The organism is Amycolatopsis sp. NPDC051071, from assembly GCF_040682875.1.
In the GTDB taxonomy this organism is placed as follows: Bacteria; Actinomycetota; Actinomycetes; order Mycobacteriales; family Pseudonocardiaceae; genus Amycolatopsis.
Genome location: NZ_JBFBBY010000022.1, coordinates 60,600 through 77,826 on the forward strand (window position 1 = coordinate 60,600; position 17,227 = coordinate 77,826).

Annotated in this window: 17 protein-coding genes; 9 read left to right on the top strand and 8 right to left on the bottom strand. The window is 67.6% G+C overall.

Annotated elements, in window-relative coordinates; translation table 11 throughout:
- Nucleotides 1-31 precede the first annotated feature (31 nt).
- Nucleotides 32-1,714 (bottom strand): beta-N-acetylhexosaminidase, encoded by a 1,683-nt coding sequence (locus AB0M65_RS10865; RefSeq protein WP_364024791.1) that lies wholly within the window; start codon nucleotides 1,712-1,714, stop codon nucleotides 32-34.
- Between the two features lie 99 nt (nucleotides 1,715-1,813).
- On the opposite strand from AB0M65_RS10865, the gene AB0M65_RS10870 reads away from it, so the two are divergent.
- The 5 genes from AB0M65_RS10870 to AB0M65_RS10890 are packed head-to-tail and all read left to right on the top strand — an operon-like array spanning nucleotide 1,814 to nucleotide 8,123.
- Nucleotides 1,814-3,151 (top strand): glycoside hydrolase family 36 protein, encoded by a 1,338-nt coding sequence (locus tag AB0M65_RS10870; protein WP_364024794.1) that lies wholly within the window; start codon nucleotides 1,814-1,816, stop codon nucleotides 3,149-3,151.
- A 22-nt stretch (nucleotides 3,152-3,173) separates the two neighbouring features.
- Nucleotides 3,174-4,124 carry a sugar ABC transporter permease gene (locus tag AB0M65_RS10875; protein WP_364024798.1) on the top strand — a complete coding sequence of 317 codons (951 nt, stop codon included), beginning with the start codon at nucleotides 3,174-3,176 and terminating at the stop codon, nucleotides 4,122-4,124.
- Nucleotides 4,125-4,136: 12 nt separating this feature from the next.
- Nucleotides 4,137-4,973: a carbohydrate ABC transporter permease gene (locus AB0M65_RS10880; RefSeq protein ID WP_364024801.1), complete on the top strand. Its 837-nt coding sequence runs from the start codon at nucleotides 4,137-4,139 to the stop codon at nucleotides 4,971-4,973.
- A 17-nt stretch (nucleotides 4,974-4,990) separates the two neighbouring features.
- Nucleotides 4,991-6,322 (top strand): sugar ABC transporter substrate-binding protein, encoded by a 1,332-nt coding sequence (locus AB0M65_RS10885; protein WP_364024804.1) that lies wholly within the window; start codon nucleotides 4,991-4,993, stop codon nucleotides 6,320-6,322.
- 10 nt (nucleotides 6,323-6,332) lie between these two features.
- The gene (locus tag AB0M65_RS10890) at nucleotides 6,333-8,123 is read left to right on the top strand and encodes a bifunctional metallophosphatase/5'-nucleotidase (RefSeq protein ID WP_364024807.1); all 1,791 of its coding nucleotides are present in this window, start codon (nucleotides 6,333-6,335) and stop codon (nucleotides 8,121-8,123) included.
- Between the two features lie 8 nt (nucleotides 8,124-8,131).
- Here the strand turns inward: AB0M65_RS10890 and AB0M65_RS10895 are convergent, their stop codons facing one another.
- On the bottom strand, nucleotides 8,132-9,046 hold the full coding sequence (locus AB0M65_RS10895) for a phytanoyl-CoA dioxygenase family protein (protein WP_364024810.1): 915 nt from the start codon (nucleotides 9,044-9,046) through the stop codon (nucleotides 8,132-8,134).
- A gap of 84 nt (nucleotides 9,047-9,130) precedes the next feature.
- Here AB0M65_RS10895 and AB0M65_RS10900 point away from each other — a divergent pair, with 84 nt between their 5' ends.
- On the top strand, nucleotides 9,131-9,991 hold the full coding sequence (locus AB0M65_RS10900; protein WP_364024812.1) for a helix-turn-helix domain-containing protein: 861 nt from the start codon (nucleotides 9,131-9,133) through the stop codon (nucleotides 9,989-9,991).
- A 164-nt stretch (nucleotides 9,992-10,155) separates the two neighbouring features.
- The gene (locus AB0M65_RS10905; protein ID WP_364024815.1) at nucleotides 10,156-10,284 is read left to right on the top strand and encodes a hypothetical protein; all 129 of its coding nucleotides are present in this window, start codon (nucleotides 10,156-10,158) and stop codon (nucleotides 10,282-10,284) included.
- A 1-nt stretch (nucleotide 10,285) separates the two neighbouring features.
- Here the strand turns inward: AB0M65_RS10905 and AB0M65_RS10910 are convergent, their stop codons facing one another.
- Nucleotides 10,286-11,374 carry an FAD-dependent monooxygenase gene (locus AB0M65_RS10910; protein ID WP_364024818.1) on the bottom strand — a complete coding sequence of 363 codons (1,089 nt, stop codon included), beginning with the start codon at nucleotides 11,372-11,374 and terminating at the stop codon, nucleotides 10,286-10,288.
- Nucleotides 11,375-11,457: 83 nt separating this feature from the next.
- Between AB0M65_RS10910 and AB0M65_RS10915 the strand changes: the two genes are divergently transcribed.
- Entirely contained in the window at nucleotides 11,458-12,057 is a 600-nt protein-coding gene (locus AB0M65_RS10915) for a TetR/AcrR family transcriptional regulator (protein ID WP_364024821.1), read from the top strand.
- Between the two features lie 276 nt (nucleotides 12,058-12,333).
- Here the strand turns inward: AB0M65_RS10915 and AB0M65_RS10920 are convergent, their stop codons facing one another.
- From AB0M65_RS10920 to AB0M65_RS10935, 4 genes are all read right to left on the bottom strand, one after another.
- Complete coding sequence (locus AB0M65_RS10920) at nucleotides 12,334-12,630, bottom strand: hypothetical protein (protein ID WP_364024823.1); 297 nt, start codon at nucleotides 12,628-12,630, stop codon at nucleotides 12,334-12,336.
- A gap of 11 nt (nucleotides 12,631-12,641) precedes the next feature.
- Nucleotides 12,642-13,427, bottom strand: a complete 786-nt coding sequence (locus AB0M65_RS10925) for an ESX secretion-associated protein EspG (RefSeq protein WP_364024826.1) — start codon at nucleotides 13,425-13,427, stop codon at nucleotides 12,642-12,644.
- On the bottom strand, nucleotides 13,424-13,621 hold the full coding sequence (locus AB0M65_RS10930) for a hypothetical protein (protein WP_364024829.1): 198 nt from the start codon (nucleotides 13,619-13,621) through the stop codon (nucleotides 13,424-13,426). The genes AB0M65_RS10925 and AB0M65_RS10930 overlap by 4 nt, the downstream gene beginning before the upstream one ends.
- Nucleotides 13,622-14,046: 425 nt before the next feature.
- Complete coding sequence (locus AB0M65_RS10935; protein WP_364024832.1) at nucleotides 14,047-14,601, bottom strand: hemerythrin domain-containing protein; 555 nt, start codon at nucleotides 14,599-14,601, stop codon at nucleotides 14,047-14,049.
- Nucleotides 14,602-14,742: 141 nt separating this feature from the next.
- Between AB0M65_RS10935 and ctaD the strand changes: the two genes are divergently transcribed.
- Complete coding sequence (ctaD, locus tag AB0M65_RS10940) at nucleotides 14,743-16,515, top strand: cytochrome c oxidase subunit I (protein ID WP_364024835.1); 1,773 nt, start codon at nucleotides 14,743-14,745, stop codon at nucleotides 16,513-16,515.
- A gap of 59 nt (nucleotides 16,516-16,574) precedes the next feature.
- Here the strand turns inward: ctaD and AB0M65_RS10945 are convergent, their stop codons facing one another.
- On the bottom strand, nucleotides 16,575-16,910 hold the full coding sequence (locus tag AB0M65_RS10945) for a hypothetical protein (RefSeq protein WP_364024838.1): 336 nt from the start codon (nucleotides 16,908-16,910) through the stop codon (nucleotides 16,575-16,577).
- Nucleotides 16,911-17,227: the final 317 nt, after the last annotated feature.

The window sequence follows — 17,227 nt, forward strand, 5'->3', positions numbered from 1 at the left end:
GAAGTACTTCTTCAGCTCCGCCAACAGGCTCTTACACATCAGGACTATCCGCCACGGTTCCGGTCGCGGCAGCGTCGGCGTAGTTCGCGAGGCGCTCGGCCATCGGGACCCCGGCGCGATGGGCTCGCCTGCCGGTGCCGCCGCGCTGCCACGGCGCCGGGCCGGTCAGCGGGCGGAACTCGACTCCGGCCGCCGCCAGCCGGTCGAGGTGGCGGGTCAGCCGCCGGTGGAGATCGTGCGTGCGGGAGCCCCAAGCGATCTCCGCGAAGGCACACGTTCGTGGGTACAGGAGGTAGTCGACCAGTCGTGGGTCCTCGACGAACTCGGTCCACATCTGGCATTGGATCCCTTGCACACGAGCACTTTCGTCCTCGGACCAGTCCTGCGGGACCGGCTCCCACGAGGCGACGTCGTCGAGCGTGACCGGGCCGCCGATCGCGAGCGGCTCGTCGGGGTGGGCCTCCTGGAAGTAGTCGAAGTAGGTCGGCATGACCGGCGAGAGCACGACGTCGTGACCGGCTGCCGCCGCCCGGCGGGCGACCTCCGCGCCACGCCACGCCATGACCAGCGTGGTGGTCGATTCCGCGTCGGTGGCGGTTCCTTGCACGGCAAAGCTGTCGTCCCACGTGACCGGTGTTTTGCCGTGCTCAGCCAGCATTTGCCGCACTTCGGCCATCAGGGCGGCGAAGATCTCGGCGCTCCCGGAAAGACTCCGCTTGTCGGCGAACGCACGCACCACCGGGTCGTTGTCCCACGCCCGCAGGACGGACTCGTCGCCACCCACGTGCACGTAAGGAGAAGGGAACAGCGGGAGCAGCTCGTCGAACAGGAGGCGCAGGAACTCCAGGGACCGCTCCGACGGAGCCAGGAGCGCGTCGTGCACACCCCAGTTCGTGTGCACCGCGCGATCCGGCACGGACGGGGACCCGAACTCCGGGTAGGCGGCCAGCAAGGCGCCGGTGTGGCCGGGAACGCCGATCTCCGGGATGACCGTGATCGCGCGGTCCGCCGCGTAGGCGATGATCTCGGCGAGGTCGTCGCGGGTGTAGTAGCCGCCATGCGGTGTGCCGTCGTGGACGACCTCGTCGGAGTAGTGGCTGACCTGGCTCGTCACCCGCCAGCTGCCGACCTCGTGCAGGCGCGGGAAGCGAAGGCTCTCCACCCGCCAGCCCTGGTCGTCGCTGAGGTGCAGGTGCAGGGTGTTCAGCTTGTGCGCGCACATCAGCTCGATGTGGCGCAACACCTCCCGCTTGGGCAGGAAATGCCGGGCGACGTCGAGGAGCATTCCGCGCCACCGGAATCGTGGACTGTCCTCGACACGGATGACCGGTGCGACCCACCGGATGCTCGACGGCGCGGCCTGCCGGTAAGCGGCGTCGGGAAGGAGCTGACGCAAAGTCTGCACGGCGTATACGACACCGGAACGGTCCGCCGCGGTGATGGTCACTCCGGCCTCGGTCACGTCGAGCACGTAACCCTCGGGAGGGGTCGCGCCGGCGCGGAGCAGCACCTGCAGACCTGCGGGTTCGGTGACAACCTTGCTGGTCATGGGCAGCAGCGCGATCGCCCGCAGGACCGCCGCCCGTTCCTCCGCCGGCACGTCCAGGCACACCGGGAGTTCGGCCGGAAGCTGGAGCACCCCCGCGCCGAGCAGCACCGAGTGCGGTTGGGGAACGAGGTGTGCCGCCCGCTCTCGCGCGTCGTCGTGGCTCATGATCGTCGCCTCCCTGTCTGCGTGAACATGTTTCTTTCTGTTCATTCATCGTTTAGAGTAAGCATAATAATGCACGTTTAATGGCTAGTCTGCACATAAATGAACGAAAACCACCACGAAGGGACGCCGATGTATCTCCCGATCGCCGAGGTTGCCTGCGTGCCGGCTCGGGCGCGCGTCTTCGAGCAGGGCTGGCAGTCCTGGAGTCCCACCGGCACCTACCCGGGTGACGCGACCTCGCCCCGGCCGTCCTCGGCGCAGATCGCGGCGAGCTGTTTCCGCTTCGACCGGCCGATGCCGGAGTCCGGCTTCCAGGGCGAGGGACTTGTCGTGATCGACCCGGGCGACGGCGGCCCGGTGCGGTCGTGGTCCGCGGTGGATCACTCCGCCGAAGTCCCCTCCATCCGCGTGCAGGCGCGCGAGGACCGGCTCGTCGTCTCCAGCCTGGGCGCTGTCCGCGAGACCGAGCACGCCGACCTCCCGCGCGCGCTCGTCGCCTGGGCCGACGAGGTGGCGGCCGTCAGTGGCGTGACGGCGGTCCGTCCGCTCGGTCCGGGGTGGAGCAGCTGGTACGGGCACTGGAACAAGGTCACCGAGCAGGACATCGCCGACACCCTGGTGCACGCCGAACGAATGAAGCTGCCGCTGGAGATCATCCAGCTCGACGACGGCTACCAGAGCGCGATCGGGGACTGGCTCGACATCCGGCCGGGCTTCGGATCCCTTGAAGGAGTGGCGAAACGCGTCGCCGACACCGGGCGGCGCGCGGGTATCTGGCTGACGCCGTTCTTCGTCGCCGCCGACAGCCGGGTGGCGACCGAGCATCCGGACTGGCTGGTGCGGGGCACGCCCGCGATGCGCGAGTGGGACCGGGACATCGCGGTGCTCGACGTGACGCACCCTGGCGCGGCGGAGCATCTCGGCGGCGTGTTCAGATCCCTTGTGGCGACCGGGTTCTCGTTCTTCAAGATCGACTACATCTACGCCGGAGCGCACCCCGGCCGGCGGCACGCCGACGTGTCGGGGCACGACGCCTACGTGGCGGGGATGCGGATCATCCGCGAGGCGGCCGGTCCGGACTCGACCGTTCTTGGTTGCGGCGCACCGATGCTGCCCAGTGTGGGACTCGTTGACGCCATGCGGGTCAGCCCGGACACCGCGGTCACCGTCGAACCCAAGTCCGGGGACGTCAGTCAGCCATCACAGCTCGGCGCGCGGCTGGCCGGGGCCGCGCGGGAGTTCATGCACGGCCGGTTGTGGGTCAACGATCCCGACTGCCTGCTGGTGTCTCCGCGTGTGGAAGACCGCGCCGGCTGGGCGGATCACGTGGCCTCCAGCGGTGGGTGGAGGTGTTCGAGCGATCGCCTCGCCGACCTCGACGAGTGGGGAGCCACGCGCACCCGCGAGCTGCTCACGCCATCAACCAGTCCTGCCTGATCTCTCCGGAAGGGAGTCCACCATGGCTCAGGTCCTCACGGTGCCGACCCCGCCACCACCGGTCTCGACCCGGCCGGTGCCGCCACGGGGACGTCGTCGGCGGGCGCGGGAAACCCTGACGGCATATGCCTTTGTGGCCCCGAGCCTATTCGGTGTCGTCGCGTTCCTGTTGCTGCCAGTACTGATCGTCGCCGCGCTGAGCCTGTTCGACTGGAAGCTGCTGGCCACGCCAGAGTTCGTCGGGCTGGCCAACTACGAGCGGCTCTTCGCCGACGACGGGATCGGCCACTCGCTGCTGGTCACCATCGCCTACGTGGTACTGACCATCCCGGTGCAGACGGTGCTGGCCCTGTTACTCGCGCTGCTGCTCAACCAGCGAGTGCGCGGCGTGAAGATCTTCCGCGCGTTGTTCGTCCTGCCATGGATGGCGACGCCGGTGGTGATGGGCCTGGTGTGGGGCTGGATCTTCGACCCGGCCAACGGCGCGGTCAACTCCTTCCTGGCGATCTTCGGGATCGACGGGCCGAGCTGGCTGTCCTCGGCCGGCCTCGCGCTGCCCTCGGTGGCGGCGACGCAGGTGTGGCAGTTCGCGGGCTACAACATGCTGTTCTTCCTCGCCGGGTTGCAGTCCATCCCGAAGGACTTCTACGAGGCGGCCACGCTGGACGGGGCGTCGCCGGTCCGGCAGTTCTTCGCGATCACACTGCCGCTGTTGCGCCCGACGCTGTTCTTTGTCCTTGTCACCAACGTGATCGGCTCGTTCCAGGTCTTCGACACCGTTTTCGTGATGACCAACGGCGGTCCCGGCAACAGCACCGAGGTCATCAACTACACGATCTACCAGACCGCGTTCCGGCAGTTCGACTTCGGCTACGCCTCCGCCATCGCGATGGTGCTGTTCCTGATCATCCTCGCGGTCACCATGGCGCAGGTCCGGTACTTCAACCGCACCACGACCTACGACCTGACCTGAGAGGTGCCGACCGTGACCACGACCACCCGGCGACGGCGGCCCTCCCGCCGCGCCGCCCTCTACGCGACGCTGATCATCGGGGCGGCCATGTCGGTCTTCCCGTACTGGCTGATCGTCTCGACGGCGTTGAAACCGCGCGGTGAGCTGTTCGAGGCGGCACCGTGGGCGCCGCCGTCCTCGCCGACGCTGGAGAACCTCGGCGCGCTGCTGGACTCGGACTTCGCGCAGTCCATCCTCAACACCTTCATCTTCGTCACCATCCTCACCGTCGGGCAGCTGATCTTCACCACGCTGGCGGCGTATGCGTTCGCGCGCTTGGAGTTCCGGGGCCGCGACTCGCTGTTTTGGCTGTACCTGGCCACCCTGATGGTGCCTAACGTGGTGACCCTGATCCCGCTGTTCCTGATCATGCGTGAGCTGGACCTGGTGAACAGCTGGTACGGGCTCGTCGCGCCGTACGTCTTCGGCACGCCGTACGGGATTTTCCTGATGCGCCAGTTCTTCCGCAGCATCCCGCGCGAGATCGAGGAGGCCGCGCGGGTGGACGGCGCGGGGCATCTGACCATCCTGTGGCGGATCATCCTGCCGCTGAGCAGGCCGATCCTGGCCACGCTGGCGATCGTCACGGTGATCTCGTCCTGGAACAACTTCCTGTGGCCGCTGATCATCACCAGCAGCGAGGACACCCGCGTGGTCACCGTCGCGATCGCCGCCCTGCGCTCGGAGATCGGCATCGACTACACCCGGATGATGGCAGGCAGCCTGCTCACCCTGCTGCCGATGCTGCTCGTCTTCGTCTTCTTCCAGCGCTACATCGTCCGGTCGGTCGCCCTGACCGGACTCAAGTGACACGAAGGAGTGTCCTCATGAAGCTCTCCACTTTCCGGCGGAAAATGCTCAGCGCGCTGACAGTCGGCGCGCTGGTCGGGCTGGTCGCCGCCTGCGGCGGCAGTGACGGCAAGACGACGCTGACCTACCGAATCTGGGACGAGCAGCAGCAGAAGGGCTACGAGAAGGTCTTCGAGGCGTTCAAGGTCAAGCACCCCGGCATCGACGTCAAGATCGAGCTTCAGCCCTACGACCAGTACTGGACCAAGCTCGTCACCGAGATGGTCTCCGGCACCGCACCCGACGTGTTCTGGATGACGCCCGCGAACTTCCCCGAACTGGCGACGCAGGGCGCGTTGATGGACGTCTCCGCCGCCGTGGAGCAGTCCGGCCTGACCAAGGACAAGTACCACCCCAACGTCGTGGATTCCTTTACTTACAAGGGAAAGATGTACGCCGTCCCCAAGGACTGGGGCGTACCGGGGATGCTCTACAACAAGCAGGTCTTCGCCGAGGCCGGCGTCGAGATGCCCACCGAGCCGCTGACCTGGGCGCCCGACGGATCCGGGACGTTCCTGCCGCTGATGCGGAAGCTCACCGTCGATGTGAACGGCAAGCACCCCAATGAATCCGGCTTCGATCCGGCCAAGGTCAAACGGTGGGGCTTCGCCTCCTGGAACCACTCGGGCACCCAGTGGCTGAACTGGATCCCGAGCAACGGCGGCACGACGATCACCAAACCCTACGGCACGTTCAACTTCAACGAGCCCGCTTCGGTCGAGGCGTTGCAGTGGGGCGTCGACCTGATCAAGAAGTGGCACGTGTCCCCACCCGCCGAGCAGACCAACCCGCCCGCGGGCCGGGCGACCGAGATGTTCCAGCGCGGCGAGGTCGCGGTCTTCCCTGCCAACAACGCGCTGCTGCCCTTCGTCGCCCCTAACTCGACCTTCCCGATCGGCACCGCGTCGCTGCCCGCGGGCAAGGCAGGCCGCGTCGTGATCATCAACGGCCTCGGCGAGGCGGTCTACTCCCGCACCGACCATCCCGACCAGGCCAAGCAGCTCGTGTCGTTCCTGGCCACCCCAGAGGCGCAGTCGATCATGGCCGAGGGCGGCTATGTCTTCCCTGCCATCAACGACCTCGCCCCGCGCTACGTCGAGCACTGGAAGGCCAAGGGCATCGACACCCAGCCGTTCCTGGACGAGGCGCGCGGCAAGACGGTGAACTTCCCGATCGTGTCCGGCTTCGCCGCGGCGGAACCCAAGATCAACCAGATCTTCAACGACATGTACCTCGGATCGGTCAACGTCTCCGACGCCGCCGGCGCGGCCGTCAAACAGGGCAACGCCCTGCTCAAACCCGAGAAGTAGGAGGTCGGCCATGTCCGCATTACCCAAGAGATGGCGCGGGGCGGCGATCGCCACCGCCGCGTTGCTGGCCGTCTCACTGGCACCGGCCGCGACGGCCGATCCCGCGCCCGGGGTGCCCGTGCAGCTGCTGTCGATCACCGACCTGCACGGCTACTTCGGCGAGTACACCACGACCGTGCCCGGCTCGCGTGCCGGTGAGCCCGCGAAAACCGTGGGTGGCGGTGCATATCTCGCCTCGCACCTCGACCGGCTGCGCGCACCGGAGAACTCCGTACTGTTCTCCGCGGGCGACGACTTCTCCGGCTGGCCGTCGGAGACCGCGTGGTTCTGGAACGAGCCGACGATCGAGTACATGAACATGATCGGCGTCGAGTTCTCCACCGTGGGCAACCACGAGATCGACCGGAAACCGGCCTACCTCAAGCATATGATGGAGGGCACCTGCCAGGGCCGCCCCGACCGCGACCTCTGCTTCACCGACTCGACCGGGAAACGCTTCCAGGGCGCGGACTTCGACTACTACTCCGCGAACGTGATCAACGAAGCCACCGGCCGTCCGCTGGTCAAGCCGTACCACGTGCGGCAGGTCGACGACGGTCGCGGCGGCACACTCCCGGTGGGATTCATCCACGCCACGACCACCCACACGCCGGAAGAGCAGCTCTCCTACTGGCCGAGCGAACTGAAGTTCCTGCCCGAGGTGGAGACGATCAACCACTACGCCGAGGAGCTGCGCGGGAGGGGCGTCCAGGCCATCGTCGCCGTTGTGCACGAAGGGTTCTCGCAAGCGAACGGGGCGGGGTACAACGACTGCACCGCACCGTTCGGCCCGCTTGCCGACATGAACAAGCAGATCAGTCCGGCGGTGGACGCCATCGTCGGCGGGCACTGGCACGCGCTGGTGAACTGCATGCTGCCCGACCCGGCCGGTAATCCCCGCCCGGTGGTGGACGCGGCGAACCACGGCAGGCTGATCAACGAGATCAACCTGGAGCTGGACCCGGCGACCGGCGATGTCCGCCGAGACCGGACGAAATCGGTCAGCCACGCCAACACCCGTGATGTCGTACCGGATCCCGAGGTGCAGCGGATGGCGAAGTACTGGAAGGACCGGCTCCCGGCGCGGGGTGACCAGCAGGTCGCCACGGTTACCGGCGATCTCACGCGCACCTCCGGCACCGACGAGGAGTCCACACTTGGCAACGTCACCGCCGATGCGTTCCTCTGGGCGGCCAACAAGGACGGACAGGCCGATCTCGCGGTCGCGATGCCGGGAATCTTGCTGCGCGATATACCTTTCGCCCCCAATCCAGCCAATCCCGCGGACGCGCCGGGACGGGTGCTGTTCTCCGAGCTGGTTTTCGGCACGGTCTACGAGAACGGCATCGGCCCGGCCGTCGTGCGTGGGACGGTGACCGGCAAGAAACTCGACGAGCTGATCGAGAGCCAATGGCAGCGGGGGGCCGACGGTGTCGTGACGTATCGGCACATGGCCGTTTCCGGCAACGTTTCCTACCCCTACTCCCCCGACGCCCCACTCGGGCAGCACGTCGACATCAAGAAGATCCGGATCAACGGGAAGCCGGTGAAGGCCGACCGCGAGTACCGGATCGCGACTCTGGCCAACAACTTCTTCGCCCGCAACGCCACACCCGGGTTCACGGCGCTTTTCGATGCCAGGAACCAGGACCGGAGCATCTACTCCGGTGCGGACGCGCTCTGGAAATACCTGGAGGCCAGGTCGCCGGTCCGGCCGCCGAAGCTCGACCGGGTCCGGCCCGCACCTGGAAGTAGCCGTTAAGCGCCGGCTCACCTGAACCGGGACGGAGGGGTTGGCACGTGTTCGCTCATCGAGTCGAACTTGCGGACATAGTTCAGCCCCTCCGGGATCTCGATGCTGGTCGTCGAGGTCCAGCCCCGGGTCAGGGTGGGCCAGTCGGGCACGTCGGGGTGGAAGTGCGGCCGGAACGGCTCGTAGCCGTCGATGAAGGCGGCTGGTTCCGACCTCGCCTGCCACCGGATGTCCGCCGACAACCGCAGCCGGTCGCTGAGGTTGGGGCGGGCCCCGTGCACGGTGAGACTGGTGAACATGAGCACGTCCCCCTGGCCGAAGTGGGTGCTGCGCCAGTCATCCACGCCGCTGCCCGCCACCTGCGCGGTGACCCCGCCGGGGCCCTCCGCTCGCGACACACCGAGCACGCCGAGCTTGTGCGACCCGGCGAGAACCTCAAGCCCGCCGGCGTCGGAGGGACAGTCAGCGAGGGGGATCCACATGGTCAGGGTGTCGACCGCGCCCTGGATGAGGCGGTAGTCCTGGTGAGCGGGCGTGGGGGTGGCCCGCGGCGTCGGCGCCGTGATGCGGGCGATGTGCATCGGGTGGCAGAAGACCTCGTCGCCGAGCAGCCGCTGAGCCAGGCCGCGCAGCTCCTCCCGTTCGCTGAGCTCATGGAAGGACTGCGTCGCCTGCACGGCCGAGTACATGCCGAAGAAGGTGGACTTGCCCTCCTCGACCGCCCGGTCGTCGGACGCCCGCAGCTCGTGCGGCTCGGTGCCGGAGGCCAGCCACCTGCTGTCGTGGAGCACGGCCGCGATGTCGGCGCGAACACCGGTGACATAGTCGCCGGGCAGCAGGCGGGGGAAGTAGAGGTAGCCGTCCTCGGACATGCGCTCCCGTAGTGCCGCGACGTCGTCGGCGATGTCGCTGGAATCGATCAACTGCTTCATGGTCTGCCTCCGCCGTGGTGGTATCGACGGATTCGACTGTAGAGAGGGCGGGGTATCGCGGACATGGCCGAACCTGCCGGGCAGATGACAGATCCTGCTGCGACGCCCTCGCCTCCGGCCGGGTTGCTCGTCGTCGGCGAGAGCACCTTCACCAAGCGCGTCGAGGCGAACCGGCCGACCGGCTCGCCGAGCTGGCTGCTCATGTGGACAACGCGGGGGCGCGGCGTCGTGCACCACGGGGACACAGACCTGACAACCAGCGCGGGGCAGCTCGTGCTGATCGAACCCGGCGTGCGGCACACCTACGGAGTCGCGCCCAACGCCGGGGAATGGTCGCTGCTGTGGGCGCATTTCCGGGCGCCACACGGAAACTGGCTCCAGACGAGTCGCCATCTGACACCGTCGGCTAGTGGCGCCACGGAGGCCATCGACGCCGCCTTCGACCGGCTCCGCCGTTACGCCCGGCTCACCGGTGATCACATCCCGCCGTCGCCGGTCCACCTCCCGGCCTTCGCCGCCCGCCCCGAACAGCAGGCCCTCGCCATGTGCGTGCTCGAAGAGATCGTGCGCCTGGCCGGCCTCGCCGGTGCTCCCGCCGCACCGCCGGGCCCGGACCCGCGCATCGCCCGCGTGCGGCAGCTCATTGCCGAAACACCGGAGGCCCCGCACACCCTGAACTCACTCGCCGCCATCGCCGGGCTGTCACCGTCGCACTTCAGTCACCTCTACGCGAGGGCCACCGGCCACAGCCCCATGCGGGAGTTGCGCACCCGCCGCCTGCACCGCGCGGCTCGGCTGCTGACCGGCACGGGAATGTCCGTCGCCGCGGTCGCCGGCACCGTCGGCTACGTCGACCAGTTCCACTTCAGCCGCGCGTTTCGCCGCGAGTTCGGCCTGCCGCCGAGCAGTTACCGGCACAACGGCGAGGTTCCCGGTTGGGACTGACGTATGCGGAATCCGTGCGGGCGTCCCCAACACTGACCCCGTCAGGCAGGAGACCACTAGCGCGCTGCTGAACCTGGTATCAGACAACTTCTGGTGTCAACGGACAACCGATCGGTGCGGCAGCCGAACTGACCCGACCTGCCACGCACGTTCCGGCTCCCGGCATGCCGGGGGTGCAGACCACCGGCGTGGTGTTCTCGCTCTGGCTGATCACGTTCCTGAAGCCCGGAGACGTGGCTGTGCTTCTCTACTTCGCTTACGGGCGAAGGAAGTCCGCCATCGCGGACCGGTAGGTCACAGGCCGAAGGGCCACACGCGCGCCGCGAGGTTCCGCGTCGCAAGGCCCAGCCTGGTCTTCGGCACGAGCAGCGCCGCGGCCGACTTGACGGTGCGCTGTTTCGGCATCACCCTGGCGCGGTGCTCGGCCTCGTACCGGGTAAGGCCCCCGTCCGTGGCGAGCGCGGTGGCCAGGGTGTGCGCGCCGACGATGGCGAGGCTGGAACCGTCACCGAGCAGGGACACGCACGACGCGGCGTCGCCGACCAGCGCGATGCGGCCCTTCGACCACGACGGAAGGTCGACCAGGCTGACCGCGTCGAAGAAGACGTCCTCCGCGTGCCGCAACCGGTCGAGCAGCTCCGGCACCCGCCACCCGACGCCCGCGTACGCCGCCGCGACGATCCGCTTGTGCTGCGCCATGTCGCGGTAGTCGAAGTGGTCAACCTCGGCGCGGAAGATGAAAGCGACCCCACCCTTGCCGCGTGACGGGTGAAGGGCGACCAGCCGGCCCGGCGTGTTGTGGATGAGCACGTCCTCGGGGTGGTCGACCGGCTCGCTGAACGGTGTCGTGGCGACGTAGATGCCCGTGAGCCGCACGAAGTCACGCTCGGGGCCGAAGGCGAGGCGGCGCACGGTGGAGTGCAGCCCGTCCGCGCCGATCACGAGGTCGAACCGGCGGGGCGCGGCACGGTCGAACGTGACATCCACGCCGTGCTCGTCCTGGCGAAGCGCGGTGATCGTGTCGTCGAAGAGGAACTCGGCGTCGTCCTGGGCCGCCTCGTACAGGATGGTGGCGAGGTCGTTCCGGGGGATCTCGACCTCGTTGCCCTTGGCCGCGGCCATCTTCATCGTGGCGACCTGGCGACCGTCCGCACCCAGTAACCGGATCCGGTTCGACGTCGTGGCGGCGTCCCGCAGCTGGGGCACGACGCCCATAGCCTTGACGACCGGCAGGGCCGGCCCGCGGACGTCGACGGGGTTGCCGCTGGAGCGCAGGCCCTGCGACCGCTCCACAACCGTGGGCTTGAAGCCGTTGCGGGCCAGCCAGTAGGCGAGGGTCGAGCCGGCCACGCCTGCCCCGGAGATCAGCACGTTCTTCGTCATGCCGGCAACATTAGCAGCAGTGAGTGCAGAATTGCACTGACTGCGGATTTGCACTCACTGCCGACCTGCGTATGCTGCTGTTCATGTCCCTTCGCGACCGCAAGCGAGCCCGCACACGCCAGGCCCTGATCGACGCGGCGACGGACTTGTTCGAGCGCCAGGGCTACGACGAGACGACGATCGCCGACATCGCGGCGGCGGCGGAGATCGGCGCGCGGACGTTCTTCAGCTACTTCGCCAGCAAGGAAGAACTCCTGTTTCCGGAATCTGACGGGCGCGTGCGGGCGGCCATCGACGCCATCGCGACGCGCAGCCCGGACGAGAGACCGGCAGACGTGCTGCTGCGTGCCCTCGGCGAGATCAACGACACCAGCGAGGAGATGGTCAGCCCGCTGGCAGCGCTCCGCCTGCGGCTGATCCAGACCGTGCCCGCCGTGCGCGGTCGCGCGTTGCAGTTACAGCTTGACGCCCAACGAGAGATCGCGAAACACCTGGCCGAGGCCTTCCCCGGCCAGCTGGACCTGGTACGCGCGGCGGCACTGACAGGCGCGTTCGTCGGCGCCGTCAGCGGCGCACTCCAGGCCCTCCTCGACAGTGCCGACAGGGCCGACCCTGCCGCGCTGCAGGCCGCTATGCGGACCGCCACCGAGGTGGCACTCACCCCGTGGCGGCGATCAACCTGACCGAGGTAATCGCAGCTGATCGTGTTCCGATGGTGGCGCACGCTGTCCTGCCATGACGAGGCGTCGCCGAGTTGCTCCAGGATCCGTGACGTGTCCCTGCTCCCCCGGGTCCTCGATGGCCACCACCGCGTGGTCCGGCTTCGCAGTCCAGGCCCCTGATCCAGAACCACCCCTCGGTGTCCACGAGCACGAATCCGGCGTCGATCGGCGCGAATATCCGCTCATGTCGCTGATCGGCCGATCGGGACGCAAGCGTTCGCTTGCCGAAGCGCGGACTTAGTGGCGGTGGTCGAACAATGAGCGGCCAGCGGCCCCACGGGGTGCACTCGCACCCGAGCCACCGCGACGTTCACAGACCCGAACAAGAGGGACACGCAGCTTCTCGGGTTCGGCCACCGGCAGCCCGCTGCGGATGGCACTCGTCAGCTCTTCCGGATCGGGACCCGGTTCCGCTCGCGGCGCGGGCGGTTTTCGCAGCACCAGCCCGGCACTGAAGACCTGTACACGGCGCTGGAGCGGGTCGCGAACTTCATCCTCGACCAGGCGGCCGACGACGTCCCTCGTGGGAAGCACGCCGCCGCCGTCTAAACGAAGTCGTCGTGTGCGAGCCCGCTGATGCGGGCCGCCAACGTCACGCTGTCGGCGGGCAACAGCGTGACCGATCCGTAGCTCCGCACGACGAGATACCGGCCACCGTCGGTGTCCACGAAGGAGAGCGGGCGGATGGCCGTCAGTACGTTCCCGGCGGCTCCCGATCGCGCCGCACTCACCTGGCCGATCGCGCTCGCCCGCGCCAGGACCCGCAAGAGCCGCTCGGCGTCATCACGGTGCACCCCGTACCCGATCAAGGATCGTGTCCCGTCGCCGAGCCGCCCGGATCGCCGCCACATCAGGCCGGACCGGTCGAGGGCGAGTTCGGTGACGCGGACGGGGCGCCCGACACCCGGATCGACCTCGGGCACTACCTCCAAGACGCCTTCCGCCAACCTCGTCGCGTTCATCCAGCCCAGTTCCACCGTCTCGTTGCGCATCGTCACGCGCAATGCCCGTCCGGTGGGCTGGGGGAAGCAGCCGACCGCCGCCTGTCCGGCGGCGTCGCTGTAGAGCAAGGACAGCGCGAAATCGGCGTCGTCCATCGCCCGCAGGGCCTGCACCAGATCACCGTCGAGGTTGTCTGCGTCTCCGAGGCTGTTGGACGTCAGCCATCGGTGTGCTTTGGCCCGGCACTCTCGTCGCTCCGCGTCGTCGCTGCCGTGCCGGTGCACCACGAGAGGGAACGGCATGGGCCCGAGGCCGAGCCGTTCCCAGAGCACCTCGTAGACCAGCGCGGGAAGGGCGGGAAGCGCCATCGTCACCACGCTGTCGATCACGGCGCCCCTTCCGCCTGCCCGTTCGCCGGGGGTGGACTGGCAGGGCGAACGATCCGCTGACCGGACTCGGCGTTTCGCAACCGGGCTTGATCGACCATCAGCAGCATGAGCACGTCCGGCCCCAGCCCGGTTTCCGGCACGTTTTCCGGCCACGCTGGCAGGCGACGGTCCTTGCGGGTGATCGCGATGATCATCGGGCTCCTAGGTCAGGGGAGCTGAGGGCATGAGACCCATCCTCGACCATTCGCTCGCTCACGGGGAGATCTCAGTAGGGCATAACATTCCTGGACGGGGCGATGGTGGTATGGGTCAACCCCACCTGCTGGCTCCGGCCGCGATGAGCGAGCTGAGCGCGGTGCTCGTCTGCGCCTACCTGGCCGCCGTGTTGCTCTGCGGCGACGCGCGGCGGGACGGCCGGCACGACCTTGCCGAAGCATTCTGCCGCCGCGGCCTGCCCACCGCGGTCATCACCGGCACCGTAGGGCTCGCCGGCATCGCGGTGCTGCGCTCGGACGCTCCGCTGCTGTTCGACGGACTCACCGGCCGCGGACCGCTGACGGTGGCATTGTCTCATCGGATGGGCAGCTGTCGGGCATGGTTTCCTTCTCTCTCGCGTAGATCATCGGCCGAGGGCGGCGCGGATGGCGTCACGGGCCCGGTCCATGATCGCGAGGGGCGGGCCGAACAAAAGATTCGCTGTCGCGCTCTCGACTCCGGGATGGGGGCGGGTCGGCGCGATCGCCTCCGCCACCCGCACCGTCGCGGCCATGGCACGCAACCGCTCAGGCCCGTGTGCGGCGCGCAGCAGCGGGAACTCTTCCCGTTCTTCGTGTTCGGCGTGCGCGAGAACGTCCTCGCGCAGTTGGACGAGCAGGGTGTCGAAGCCCTCGGCTTCCGGCCCCATCTCGATCAAGGTGACGAGCAGCCGCTTGGCGCGATGCTCTTCTCCGATGCGGGCTTCCACTACGTGTTCGCCGTCCTGCAAGCCGCGCACTTCCGGGTGAATCACCTCTTCTTCGGCGGTCTCGTGCACGGCGAGCAGCCGGACGAGGTCCCGGAACAGGTCGCGGCGCTGTTCTCCTTCCGCGGTCTCCAGTTCGGTGAACAGCGACCGGATTTCGTCGTGCTGACGGTGCAACAGGGCGATGACGTCTTCGTTTTCGTTGTCGGGCACTTTTCTTCCCTCTGTCCGGCGGAAACATGCGGTTGCCACCGGATTCCCGCCTCGCCGTGCTTCACACATCACCGCGAACAGGTGTGACGACCGAGAAGCCGGGTACACCCCTGCGACGTCCCCGGAAGAACAGGTAGCGCGATGACCCAGACGCCGGCACGGCCATTACCGGTTCCTCACGCGCCCCGCCAGGCAGGCAAGCGAGGGAGCGCCCTGCTGAAGCTGATGAGGACGACGGATCCGAAGACGATCGGCGTGATGTACATGACCACGTCGTTCGGGTTCTTCCTGATCGGCGGACTCACGGCGTTGCTGATGCGCGGGGAACTGGCGCGTCCCGGTCTTCAGTTCCTGTCGCCGGAGCAGTACAACCAGCTGTTCACCATGCACGGCACGATCATGCTGCTGCTCTACGCGACGCCGAACGTGTTCGCCTTCGCGAACTTCCTGGTGCCGTTGCAGATCGGGTCGCCCGATGTGGCCTTCCCGCGGTTGAACGCGTTCTCCTATTGGCTCTACCTGTTCGGCGCGATGATCGTGCTCGGCGGCTATCTGACTCCCGGCGGGCCGCCGGACTTCGGCTGGACGGCTTACACACCCTTGTCAACGGCCGTGCATTCACCAGGCGTCGGCGGCGATCTGTGGATCGCCGGGCTGATCTTGACCGGCCTCGGAACGATCCTCGGCGCGGTCAACATGATCACCACGATCGTCTGCCTGCGCTGCCCGGGAATGCTGATGTGGCGTATGCCCATCTTCACCTGGAACATCTTCTTCACCAGCATCCTGATCCTGCTGGCCTTCCCGATCCTCACCGCCGCTTTGTTCGGGCTGATGGCCGACCGGCATCTCGGGGCGCACGTCTTCGACCCGGCCAACGGCGGCGCGATCCTGTGGCAGCACCTGTTCTGGTTCTTCGGCCACCCCGAGGTCTACATCGTCGCGTTGCCGTATTTCGGCATCGTCAGCGAGATCATCCCGGTGTTCAGCCGGAAACCCCTGTTCGGCTACAAGACCATGGTGTTCGCCACGATCGCGATCACCGCCCTGTCGGTCGCGGTGTGGGCGCACCACATGTTCGCCACCGGCGCGGTACTGCTGCCGTTCTTCTCCATCATGACCTTCCTCATCGCGGTGCCGACCGGGATCAAGTTCTTCAACTGGATCGGCACCATGTGGAAAGGACAGCTCACCTTCGCATCACCGATGCTGTGGTCGATCGGATTTCTGGTGACGTTCCTGCTCGGCGGGCTGACCGGGATCATCCTCGCCTCACCGCCGCTGGACTTCCACATCCACGACACCTACTTCGTGGTGGCGCACTTCCACTACGTCCTGTTCGGCACCATCGTGTTCGCCACCTTCGCCGGGATCTACTTCTGGTTCCCCAAGATCACCGGCCGGATGATGGACGAACACCTCGCGAAATGGCATTTCTGGACCACGTTCATCGGCTTCCACGTCACCTTCCTGGTCCAGCACTGGCTCGGCAACGCCGGTATGCCCCGCCGCTACGCCGACTACCTGCAGAGCGACCAGTTCACCGGCATGCACATGGTCTCGACGATCGGCGCCTTCCTGCTCGGCCTCTCCGTGCTGCCGTTCATCTGGAACGTGTTCAAAAGCTACCGTTACGGCGAATCGGTCGACGTCGACGATCCCTGGGGTTTCGGCAACTCACTGGAATGGGCCACCACCAGCCCGCCGCCCCGGCACAACTTCCTGGAACTGCCCCGCGTCCGCTCCGAACGCCCGGCCTTCGAACTCCATTACCCCCACATGATCGAACGTATCCGCGACGAAGCCCACCGCACCAAGGGACACCCCAAGGGCGCCGCCGATCCCGCCGAACTCGCCGCCTCCGCCACCCAGCCCGACGACCAAGGCCCCAGCAGCGACTCACGCGGACGCTGACCCCACAAACCGCGAAAGGAAACCCGGGTGGCGGCCACGACCGGAGGAACCAGAACTCTTCACACCGATTCGGTGACCAGCTCCCGATCGGCCCCGTACCGCAAGCGCCCGCGTAGTTCGGGGACGAAGGAAGGATCGGCGTAGGCCAACGTCTCGAGGTCGACCTCTCGCGGTATCGGTGTCTCGGCCGGGAGCAGCGAGTCGAGGACCAGCCCGGCCGCGCACAACGCCAGGGCGTCGTCCGCCGCCGACAGGTCCACCGCCTCACGCAACCACGGCGTCAGCGACACCTCGAACGTCCCGGCGCCCGAACCGCGGCAGCAGTACTCCACCCGATACCGGGACCGCTCGACGATCCGAACCTGCCATACCGCTCCCGCCGTGCTCCGCGTCATGCCTGCCCATACCCCGTCACACGGCTGGCAAACAGACGGCGTCACGACGGACCACGCCGCCGCGCGACCACTCACCATCGAGATCACGAACTACAGCTGGAGGGGAACAGGCCCCGGCCGGTGCCGCTGGCCTCGAAAAACCAGCGAGCCTGTCCGTCGTCCACGCGGTCGCGGGCATCTCACAGTCCGCCGACGCGCTGCCGATGCGGCCCGGCTGCACGTCTAGGGCGTGTCTGGCAAATCTCGTTCGCGGTCTTCGCGCCCAGGTGGCCCCTGGCGGCGTGGGCCCTTCGACCGAGTACGCCCAGTACGAGGCC